At 58.8% G+C, this 6,381-nt stretch carries 7 protein-coding genes and 1 riboswitch; of the genes, 2 read left to right on the top strand and 5 right to left on the bottom strand.

Features of this window, described 5'->3' with window-relative positions; all coding sequences use genetic code 11:
* The 3 genes from AAAC48_RS02405 to gcvT form a co-directional block, all read right to left on the bottom strand.
* The coding region (locus AAAC48_RS02405) for a glycine dehydrogenase (protein WP_340652639.1) at positions 1-1,058 on the bottom strand (1,058 nt) is incomplete at its 3' end.
* Between the two features lie 149 nt (positions 1,059-1,207).
* A complete protein-coding gene (gcvH, locus tag AAAC48_RS02400) occupies positions 1,208-1,576 on the bottom strand; it encodes a glycine cleavage system protein GcvH (RefSeq protein WP_340652638.1) in 369 nt (122 codons plus the stop codon).
* A 5-nt stretch (positions 1,577-1,581) separates the two neighbouring features.
* Positions 1,582-2,685: a glycine cleavage system aminomethyltransferase GcvT gene (gene gcvT / locus AAAC48_RS02395; protein ID WP_340652637.1), complete on the bottom strand. Its 1,104-nt coding sequence runs from the start codon at positions 2,683-2,685 to the stop codon at positions 1,582-1,584.
* Positions 2,686-2,843: 158 nt separating this feature from the next.
* Positions 2,844-2,941, bottom strand: a riboswitch (glycine riboswitch).
* A gap of 209 nt (positions 2,942-3,150) precedes the next feature.
* On the opposite strand from gcvT, the gene AAAC48_RS02390 reads away from it, so the two are divergent.
* Positions 3,151-3,399 carry a type II toxin-antitoxin system prevent-host-death family antitoxin gene (locus AAAC48_RS02390; protein ID WP_340652636.1) on the top strand — a complete coding sequence of 83 codons (249 nt, stop codon included), beginning with the start codon at positions 3,151-3,153 and terminating at the stop codon, positions 3,397-3,399.
* A 2-nt stretch (positions 3,400-3,401) separates the two neighbouring features.
* A complete protein-coding gene (locus AAAC48_RS02385) occupies positions 3,402-3,611 on the top strand; it encodes a type II toxin-antitoxin system VapC family toxin (protein WP_340652635.1) in 210 nt (69 codons plus the stop codon).
* Between the two features lie 173 nt (positions 3,612-3,784).
* Here AAAC48_RS02385 and AAAC48_RS02380 read toward each other — a convergent pair whose 3' ends face one another.
* Together AAAC48_RS02380 and AAAC48_RS02375 are read right to left on the bottom strand one after the other, a co-directional pair.
* Positions 3,785-4,831 carry an adenylate/guanylate cyclase domain-containing protein gene (locus AAAC48_RS02380; RefSeq protein ID WP_340652634.1) on the bottom strand — a complete coding sequence of 349 codons (1,047 nt, stop codon included), beginning with the start codon at positions 4,829-4,831 and terminating at the stop codon, positions 3,785-3,787.
* Positions 4,832-4,968: 137 nt separating this feature from the next.
* Positions 4,969-6,381 (bottom strand): aldehyde dehydrogenase family protein (locus AAAC48_RS02375; protein ID WP_340652633.1); only part of this gene is annotated, 1,413 nt, incomplete at its 5' end.

The following is a 6,381-nucleotide window of genomic DNA, read 5'->3' as shown; positions in this document are numbered from 1 at the left end:
TGGACGCGCGTTGCAATTGCCCGCAGCCCCTGCGGGCCATGCCAGATGGCGAACGAAACGGCCATATTCGCAAGCAATGCCTGCGCGGTACAGATGTTCGAGGTCGCCTTGTCGCGGCGGATATGCTGTTCGCGGGTTTGCAGCGCGAGGCGATAGCCAGCCCTCCCCTTGCTGTCGACCGACTGGCCGACCAGACGTCCGGGAATAAGGCGGGTCAGCGTATCGCTGACGGCAAGATAGGCCGCGTGCGGACCGCCATAGCCAATCGGCACGCCGAAGCGCTGCATGGAACCGGCGGCAATATCCGCGCCAAGCGAAGCCGGTGAAACGCCGATGGTCAGCGCAAGGGGATCAGCAACGGCAATAACCAGCGCACTCGCCGCCTTCGCCGCCTTGATGATGGCGGAATGGTCGCCATAGACACCATAGGTATCAGGCCAAGGCACAATGATCGCCGCAACGTCTGTATTGATCTCACCGCCATTCACCGTCATGCCTAGAGGTTCCGCACGGGTTCTGACAACGTCGAGGATTTGCGGATGCACGTCACCCGCAAGCACAACGCTCGTGCGTTTTTCGCGATGATGGCGATAAGCGATCCCGACCGCTTCCGCGACGGCGGTCGCCTCGTCGAGCAACGAGGCGGATGCCACCGGCAAGCCCGTCAGTTCGGTCACCAGCGTCTGGAAATGGAACAGGAGTTCGAGCCGTCCCTGGCTGATTTCGGACTGGTAGGGTGTGTAGGCCGTGTACCAGGCCGGGTTTTCAAAGAGATTTCGCTGGATCACCGCAGGCACGTGCGTGCCGTGATAGCCCTGCCCGATGAAGCTCTTGTGGGTCTTGTTCTGTCCCATCTTGGCGGCAAGTTCGGCCAGCGCTTCCGCCTCGTTGACGGCTTCCGGAATATCGAGGGGGCGTTCCAGCCGGATGGATTTCGGCACAGCCTGTGAAATCAGGGTTTCCAGCGATGGAATGCCCAGCGCTGCCAGCATTGCCCGCGAGCCTTGGACGCTGGGGCCGATATGACGATCGGTGAAAGGGAATATTGTGTTGATCATGGTGCGCCTTCTTGTGTGCAATCTTAAGGACCCCTCCGCGTCGTTTCGCTCAGTACCTCTCCACAAGGGAGGGTAAGAAGTAGCGCTCTTTTTACCCTCCCTTCCGGGGAGGGAGGGGCCTCTGGCCCCCGAGAGGGGTATTTCTATTCCTATCCAATGATTGCTTTGTAACCTGCTTCGTCGAGCAGGCCAGCCAATTGGTTCGTGTCGGACAATTTCATCTTCCACAGCCAGCCGTCACCGGTTGCGGACGAATTGACCAGCGCCGGATCGCTCGCGGCTGCTTCGTTGACTTCCGTAACTTCACCGTCCACGGGAGCATAGACATCCGAAGCCGCCTTGACGGATTCAACCACAACAGCGGCATCACCCTTCGACAGCGCCTGACCGACATCCGGCAATTGCACGAAAACGAGATCGCCGAGCTGGTCCTGCGCGTGATCGGTAATCCCGACAGTAGCAATGCCGTTCTCGACGCGGACCCATTCGTGATCTTCAGTAAAATAAGTGGCTGCCATCTGTATTATCCTTTGTGATAGCGATGTGGAGTGAAGGGAAGTGGATGAACGTGCAGCGCAATGCGATTGCCACGCACGTCCGCGAAAACCTGCGTACCTGTCGGAGCTAAATCCTTGCCGACATAACCCATGGCGACGGGATAACCGGCCGAAGGACCAAAGCCGCCCGATGTCACGACGCCAACCGCGTTGCCATTGGTATCAACCAGAATGGAATCGGAGCGCACAGGCTGGCGGCTATCGGGCTTCAGGCCGACCCGCTTGCGGCTCGGCCCCTTGGCAATCTTGGCAAGAAGCGCCTTGGCGCCAATGAACCCAGCTTTTTCACGAACAGGCTTGGCAATTGCCCAGGTGAGGCCAGCCTCGACGGGGTCGATCTCCGGTGTGATATCATGGCCATGCAGGCAGAGCCCGGCTTCCAGCCGCAGGCTGTCACGCGCGGCAAGGCCGACCCACGCCACACGTTCGTCTGCAAGGAGCGCGCTCACGAGTTCGCGTGCTTCATCTGCCGGCAGGCCGATCTCGAAGCCGTCTTCACCAGTATAGCCCGAGCGGCTCATGAACCAGCCAGGGTTCGGCTGGAAGCCGTGCATGAAGGCAAGTTCTGTTCCGGGGATCCCCGCCGCAAGAAGCACATCGGCTGCCAGCGGCCCCTGGATCGCCAGGAAGACGCGATCAAGCGCGTCAATCTTGCAGTCAAATCCTTTGGCAACTTCGCGCAGGTGCGCTTCGTCCGCAGCGGCGTTTCCTGCATTGGCGACGACCATGAAGTGATCCTCGCCCAGCCTCGTAATGATCAGGTCATCGAGAATACCCGCCTGTTCATTGAGGAAGAATGTGTATTTGGATTGTCCCGCCGGCAGGGAGCCTGCGTCCAGCGGGCAGACACGGGAAAGCAGTGCCGCAACGCCGGGTCCGGCCACATCGAAGAGCTGCATATGCGATATGTCGAACAGCCCTGCCTTTTCGCGCGTATGCAGATGCTCCTTCATCACCCCCAGCGGATAGGTGATCGGCATGGACCATCCCGCGAACCCGCCAAAGCGCGCATTGGCAGCTTTGTGCAGATCCTCAAGAGGCAATGATTTCAGATTTTCTTCGGTGCCCATTTTCACTCCAGAGACATGCAAAGACCTCCGCCACAGCGACGGATTGATTCTTTACCCCTCTGTCGGAAGCCTGAGAGACTCGCTCGAGCGGAAACCTGAGTTTCCAGCTGAACTTACACCTTCGGCGCGGGGTTTCCCCCGACTTTCCAGAGTTGCCTTATCTGCTTGCGGTTCCTGGTACCTGAGAGATTTCGGGCGATTTCCCCTTCGGTGGACCTGCGCATCACTGCACAGGACGCTCTCCCGCAAGCTGACAGGGTCCTTTGATCTTGCAAAATCGCGAACCCTCGACAGACCGGACCATAGCGCACCCGTATCAAGCTGTCATCGTCCAAACCGCCGATTTGACGCTTTGTGGACAGAAATTGTCGAAGAAGGGATATTCGGCTTTGGTCGTACGACTTCACAAGCATTGACCAGCAATCTGGGTGCGCCTACTTTGCAGTCATAATCGAGGATCGTGCAATGACAATCCGAGGAAAGGTCTGGGAAGCGAAAGCCCACCTGTCCGAGCTTCTGGCCAAGGTCAAAGCCGGAGACGAAGTTGTCATCTCGCGTGGTGACAAGCCCGTTGCCAAGCTAACGCATATTCCGGAGGTTTCAGATAGGTCTGGCGTGGCGGCGGCTATCGAGCGAATCCTGCCTCGCCAAAAAGGTTGCCAACCCACCACACCCGAAGAAATCCGCGAATGGATTGAGGAAGGTCGGCGTTAACAGTGACGGTGGTAGTTGATGCGTCGATTGCTGCGGCATGGGTGCTACCTGACGAGCAAAATGCTGATGCCAATGCAGTCCTGCTCAGACTGAACGCGACAGGTGGCGTGATACCAACCCTTTTCTGGTACGAAGCTCTCAACCTGTGTTGGCTGAACGGCGAAGACGCATACGCATCGGCGAAGCGTGCCATGGCAGATTGCGGCAGCTGAATCTCCATGTTCGAGACATGGAAGATGATCACGTCCTTCTCTCAATTGCTCTCAAACACCGTCTGTCAGCCTATGACGCTGCTTACCTTGCCATGGCCGTCGGGCAAAATTTGCCGCTGGCTACCAGTGACAGGCGGCTCGCAACCGCTGCGCGTACAGAAGCCATTGTGATATTAGGCCCGCTGAGCAATCCGCTTTGAAAGCCGTTTTTGCTCCCGCTGCAGCGCAATCACGCCAAGCGATTGTCCCCTGCCCCGCACTGCGTGTGCGCCGAGATATTCGGATTTGATGTCGCTAGAGAGTTTCATGCGGCTGGCGAGCTCGCTTGAGATCAGCACGGGCGCCTCCAGCGTACGGCACAGCGTTTCGAGGCGCGCGGCTGTGTTCACCGTATCGCCGAAATAGGTGATCTTGTGATGGTCAACGCCGATTTCTGCGGTGATGACCGAACCACCGTGCAAGGCAGCCCGCAATTGCGGGATACGACCGAAATCCCTGAGCCATTTTTCCCTGTTGGTTTCGATGGCATCCAGAATGTCAAAAACACAGTGAATGCACCGCCCTTTTCGAAGGCCCCGGCGCATCGGCCAGGTGATGATGGCAGCATCGCCAACATAGTCATCAATCGTCCCCTTGCGACGGCGGACCGGCTCGGCAAAGGCTGCGAACAATGCACTGAGGAACTGCTGGGCGCGCAAGTCACCGAACTCTTCGGCGAACGCGGTTGAACCAACGAGATCGATGAACAGGAAAACACGCTCTTCCTCGATGGGTCTGCGATAGCGTCCGATGAGCAGGCTGACGAAAATACCGCGGCCGAGCAATTCGCGGATGCGGGATACGAAGCTCAGAATCGCCGAAACGCCCAATGTATAGATCACCACATTGTCTGGCAGCATTGTCGCTTCGGCCCATGTGGTATCCGGCAGAGCCTTAAACCACCAAAGCAATGTCCCGCAGACGGTATAGCCAATGCTTATGAGGACATAGTAGACGATGAAGGTGAGAACGATATAGACCGGTGTCGATCGGGCACTGATCCACGCATAGAGGCGCGGGAACAGGGCACCGCGCTCAAATGCGATAATCGGCACGCACACGAACAGGGCGAATATTGCCCCTATCGCTGACGCTCTTCCAAAGAACAGGACTCCATAGAGTATGCCGCTGGCGGCGATGACACAAACAGCGAATATCCATGAGCCGAGGGAGTTTTTCATAGACAAATCCAGGTGCCGCGAACATTGATTGGAGATATTTCCACCTTGTTCGCGGTAAATCTATCCGTCCACGTTATAAATGCGACAACTCGCCAGCCCTATCGCCGGCGATACGTCAGAACAGCGATCAGTCTCGCCTATTCGCCATAGGGCACCCAGATGTTCTTCACCTGCACCGACCGGCGCAGATAGCCCTTGCCCTGCCCTTGCCCAGTGCTCAGCCAGTCGCGCTGGCGGCCATTATTGACCCAGGTCGCCTTGAGATTACCGCACGAGGCTTTCTCGACCATGGCGCTGCCCTCTTTCGAGCCGACATACCAGAGGGCATCGACTTCGTCGTGATCGGCCAGCGTCTTCGCCAGCACATCGCGCTCGCCGGTGACTATATTCACCACGCCGCCCGGCACATCGGAAGTATCGAGCACCTGGTAGAGGTTGGTCGCAAGCAGCGGATGACGCGTCGAAGGTACTGCAATCACGCGGTTGCCCATGGCGATCGCCGGCAACACCAGCGAAACGAACGATAGGAGCGGCATCTGATCCGGGCAGAGAATGCCCATGACACCCCACGGCTCGTTCATTGCCAGCGTCACATGGCGTGACTTCGTCGAATGCACCGCACCATCATATTTGTCGGCTTGCGCCGCATAGTAAAAGATGCGGCGCAGCGCGACGGCGAATTCCTCCGCTGCTGCCTTGGCCGAAACACCGGTGCTTTCCACCAGCAGTGCTTCGAATTCGGCCTGGCGGGCACTGAGGTTTTCGCCGAGGTAGTACAGCACCTGCGCCCGATTGTGTGCCGTTGCGGCACCCCAGGAACCGGCCTTCGCCGCGGCTTCCACGGCGTTGCGAATATCCTTGCGGTTTCCAAGACTGGCCTGGCCGATGACCTGGCCGCCCTTGCCTAGAACCGAATAGCTGTAGCCGCCATCGGGCCGCGCCTGCTTGCCGCCGACATAATTTTTCGCCGTGCGATCGATCGTGCCGGTGGCCGCAATCTTCGCATCGCCGTCCGGTGCAGCGGAAGGCTTGAACGCCGGCTCCGCCTTGGCCAGTGGCAGGCGCTTTTCCCAGTCGGCCACCAGATATTCGTAGAGCCCTTCGCGGCCGCCCTCGCGGCCAAAGCCGCTCTCGCGATAGCCGCCGAAACCCGCGCCTGCGTCGAGCAGGTTGGTCGAGTTGATCCAGACGACGCCAGCCTTGACGCGCGCTGCCATATCGAGCGCAAGATTGATGTTCTCCGACCAGATCGAAGCGGCAAGCCCGTATTTCGTATTGTTGGCAAGCGCGATCGCCTCGTCCGGCGTACGGAAGGTGGTTGCAGTCGCGACAGGGCCGAAGATTTCGACTTCGCAGACGGTCGATGCGGGCTCGACATCGGTGAAGAAGCCGGGCGCGAAGAAACTGCCCTTGGACGGGAGTTTGACCGGCGCCTGCCACAACGTGCCGCCTTCAACCTTGCCCTGTTCGACCAAGGCGGAAACACGCTTCAGTTGTCCCGCGGAGACAAGCGCGCCGATATCCATGGTCTTGTCGAGCGGATCGCCGAC

Origin of the sequence: Phyllobacterium sp. (assembly GCF_037994405.1) — a bacterium.
GTDB lineage: Bacteria > Pseudomonadota > Alphaproteobacteria > Rhizobiales > Rhizobiaceae > Phyllobacterium.
The sequence above is the reverse complement of the archived record's forward strand: the minus strand, read 5'-3'. Positions and strand labels throughout refer to the sequence as shown.

Coding starts and splice junctions, on each gene's coding strand:
- gcvT (WP_340652637.1), bottom strand. CDS start 2,685: ATGGGCACCGAAGAAAATCTGAAATCATTGCCTCTTGAGGATCTGCAC.
- AAAC48_RS02390 (WP_340652636.1), top strand. CDS start 3,151: ATGACAATCCGAGGAAAGGTCTGGGAAGCGAAAGCCCACCTGTCCGAG.
- AAAC48_RS02380 (WP_340652634.1), bottom strand. CDS start 4,831: ATGAAAAACTCCCTCGGCTCATGGATATTCGCTGTTTGTGTCATCGCC.
- gcvH (WP_340652638.1), bottom strand. CDS start 1,576: ATGGCAGCCACTTATTTTACTGAAGATCACGAATGGGTCCGCGTCGAG.